Below are 3,176 nucleotides of genomic sequence, written 5' to 3'. Positions count from 1 at the left end.
TCCTATTCCTTTTTGGTATTGTGAAAAATGCAAAATATGGGTTCCTGCAGAAGAAAAAGAATTACCAGTTGATCCAAGATCAAAAGATAAAAATTGTCCAAATTGCGGAGAAAAAATGATTGGTGAAAATTCAGTATGTGACTGCTGGGTTGACTCTTCAATTTCGCCTTTGATAGTTTCTAAATGGGAAGAAGATGAAGAATTTTTTAATAAAATTTATCCATGTGATCTAAGGCCTCAAGGAGTTGAAATTATTAGAACCTGGGCGTATTATACATTACATAGATGTAAAAGATTAACAGGTAAAATTCCGTTTAATGAGATTTTATTAAATGGTAATGTTTTAGCTCCTGATGGTAAAAAAATGAGTAAAAGTTTAAATAATGAAATCCAGCCAGAAGAAGTTTTAGAAGAATATTCTGCAGATGCACTAAGACAATGGGCTGCATTATCAGGTGCAATGGCAAAAGATAGGCCTTTTTCATACAAAGATATTAAATTTGGAAAATCGTTTTTAAATAAATTATGGAACACAGCAAGATTTATTGAATTGAATTTAAGAGATTATGAATATGATGATGCAGATTTTGATAATTTAAGAGTAGTTGATAAATGGATATTAAATAAAATGTATTCTTTAATTATTGATACTACAAATTTATTTGATAATTTTGAGTATCATCATGCAATAAAAGGTTTGCATGATTTTGTATGGCATGAAGTTTGTGATTATTATTTAGAATATGTAAAATATCGTTTATATGGTGATAGTGAAGAAAATAAAAAAAGTAAAAAAGCAGCGCAATATACATTATACAATATTTTATTAAATATTTCAAAAATGTTAAGTCCTTTTATTCCGCATATTACTGAAGAGATTTATCAAATATTTTATCCAGACCCAACTGATTTTATTGTTAATTCCTCTTGGCCTGAACCATACACACAATGGTCAAATATAAAAGCTGAAGAAAAAGCGCAAATTTTAAATGAATTAATTTCTAAAATAAGACAATATAGAGCGCAAAACAATATGTCTATGAAAGATGATATTAAAAAAGCAATAATTTCGACATATCTAGATATTGAAGACATAAAAGATGAACTGATAAATACAGGAAACATAAAAACAATAGAAACAATACAAGGTGATTTATCAATTCAAATTGAAAAGTAATTTTTTGTTTTCTAATTTTTATTAAAAATTATTTAATTTAAATGTCATCAACCGAAAGTTATTTAAACTATAATATACTATAATATACTATGGTAAATACAACAATACAAATTGAAGTAGAACTTCTTAAAAAACTTAAGAATAGAAAAATGTATGAAAGCGAAACCTATAACGAGTTAATAGAAGATTTATTAGAAGATACATTAGAACTTTCAGAAAATATTAAAAAAGAGATAATTGAAGCAATAAAAGAAGCAAAAAAAGGTAAGGTTAAATCCATTGAACAAATTGAAAAAGAGTTGGGATTTTGATATATAATATATTTAATATAGTTTTTACTAAAAAAGCAGAAGATCAATTAAAAAAATTACCAAAAAATATTCAAATACGTGTAATTTCTGTTTTAAAAAGAATATCTATAAATCCCCATAATTATGTAAGGAGGGTTGTTGGTACTAATTTTTTTAGAGTTCGCATAGGAGATTATAGAGCAATAATAGATATTAATGAAAAGGAAATAACTATTTTAGTTTTATTTGTTGCACACAGGAAAAATATATATAAAAATAAATTCTAGAACTAAAATCACTTTATATTTAAATTTGAAAAATAATTACATAATTTTATAACTTCTTCCTTCTAAATATTATTTTATGAAGTTTTAAATTAATTCTCTATACTGAATACAAATTAAATAACTTTATAAATAGTTGTATAAATAATAATGATTACTATTTGGGAAATGTGATTGTTTCGGCAAAACATTCTCCGGCATAATCTTTTCTTTCTTTTAGAAAAAGAAAGAAAATATTAATCAAAAGAAAGAAAAACAAATAGATTAAAGAAAGATAAAAAGGTGAATAAAATATGGCTAGATTGCACTCAAAAAAAGGAGGAAAATCTGGTTCTAAAAGAATTGTAGGAAAAGAATTACCTGCAAATACAATGAAACCAGATGAAATAGAAAAAATAATTTTGAAATTAGCAAAAGAAGGAAATAATGCAACTGCAATTGGATTAATCTTAAAAAAAGAACATCAAGTTCCAAGTGTAAGAGCAGTTTGTAATAAAACTTTAACAGATATATTAAAAGAGAATGGAATAAAAATTGATTATCCAGATGATATTTTAACTTTAATTAAAAGAGCAGTTAAAATGCGAAAACATTTAGCTACTAACAATAGAGATACACACAATAAAACAAAATTAATACATGTTGAATCTAAAATCAGAAGATTAGCAAGATATTATACAGATAAAGGCAAATTGCCAGCAGATTGGAAATATGATCCAGATACTGCAGCATTAATTGTAAAGTAAGGTGATATTTATGGCTAAGAAAAAAACAGTAAGAAAAACAATTGATAAATGGAAGTTAAAATCTTGGTATAGGGTATTAGCTCCTGAACTTTATGAAAATAAAGAATTAGGAGAAATTCCTGCATCTGATCCTAAGAATCTATTGAACAAAATAATAAAAGTACCTTTATTTATTGTTGGTGGAAAAGTGGGCGCAGTAGGAATTAATACAAGAGTTAATTTCAGAATTGTAGAAGTAAAAGGTACAACTGCATTTACAAGAGTTATTGGACATGAAGTTGATCAATCTTTTGTTAAAACATTAGCAAGAAGAAGAAGATCTGTAGTTGATAAAGTAGTTGATGCAGAAACAAAAGATGGAAATAAAATTAGAGTAAAGGGTTCAATAATTACTTTAAATAAAATTGCTCAAAGACCAAAAACAGCTTTAAGAAATACTTTTAATACACAAGTTAAAGAAATGATAAAAGAATTAACATTGGATGAAGTAATGAATTCAATTTTATTTGGAAAATTCCCAGTACAAATACAACAAGTGCTTAAAAAAATAACACCAATAAGAAAAGTGCAAATAAATAAAACAGAAGTTAAAAATACTGTAATTCATTTTGAAAAACAATAGGGTGAGAGAGATGTTAGGAGGTATGGATCCAAGACAAATGAAAAAAATGATGAAACA

General features: G+C 25.6%; 5 protein-coding genes. All 5 read left to right on the top strand.

Annotated elements, in window-relative coordinates; translation table 11 throughout:
• Positions 1-1,177: class I tRNA ligase family protein (locus WC356_07740; protein ID MFA5383034.1), on the top strand; the 1,177-nt coding region annotated here is incomplete at its 5' end.
• 89 nt (positions 1,178-1,266) lie between these two features.
• Positions 1,267-1,488, top strand: a complete 222-nt coding sequence (locus WC356_07735; GenBank protein MFA5383033.1) for a hypothetical protein — start codon at positions 1,267-1,269, stop codon at positions 1,486-1,488.
• A complete protein-coding gene (locus WC356_07730; protein MFA5383032.1) occupies positions 1,485-1,754 on the top strand; it encodes a type II toxin-antitoxin system RelE/ParE family toxin in 270 nt (89 codons plus the stop codon). Before WC356_07735 ends, WC356_07730 begins: the two co-directional genes overlap by 4 nt.
• 290 nt (positions 1,755-2,044) lie before the next feature.
• A complete protein-coding gene (locus WC356_07725; protein MFA5383031.1) occupies positions 2,045-2,497 on the top strand; it encodes a 30S ribosomal protein S15 in 453 nt (150 codons plus the stop codon).
• A 10-nt stretch (positions 2,498-2,507) separates the two neighbouring features.
• Positions 2,508-3,119 carry a hypothetical protein gene (locus tag WC356_07720; GenBank protein MFA5383030.1) on the top strand — a complete coding sequence of 204 codons (612 nt, stop codon included), beginning with the start codon at positions 2,508-2,510 and terminating at the stop codon, positions 3,117-3,119.
• Positions 3,120-3,176 lie beyond the last annotated feature (57 nt).

The organism is Candidatus Micrarchaeia archaeon (assembly GCA_041653315.1).
Classification (GTDB): domain Archaea; phylum Micrarchaeota; class Micrarchaeia; order Anstonellales; family JAHKLY01; genus JAHKLY01.
Note: the sequence above shows the minus strand (reverse complement) of the source record. Positions and strands in the feature narration are given on the sequence as shown.

Coding starts and splice junctions, on each gene's coding strand:
- WC356_07725 (MFA5383031.1), top strand. CDS start 2,045: ATGGCTAGATTGCACTCAAAAAAAGGAGGAAAATCTGGTTCTAAAAGA.
- WC356_07735 (MFA5383033.1), top strand. CDS start 1,267: ATGGTAAATACAACAATACAAATTGAAGTAGAACTTCTTAAAAAACTT.
- WC356_07720 (MFA5383030.1), top strand. CDS start 2,508: ATGGCTAAGAAAAAAACAGTAAGAAAAACAATTGATAAATGGAAGTTA.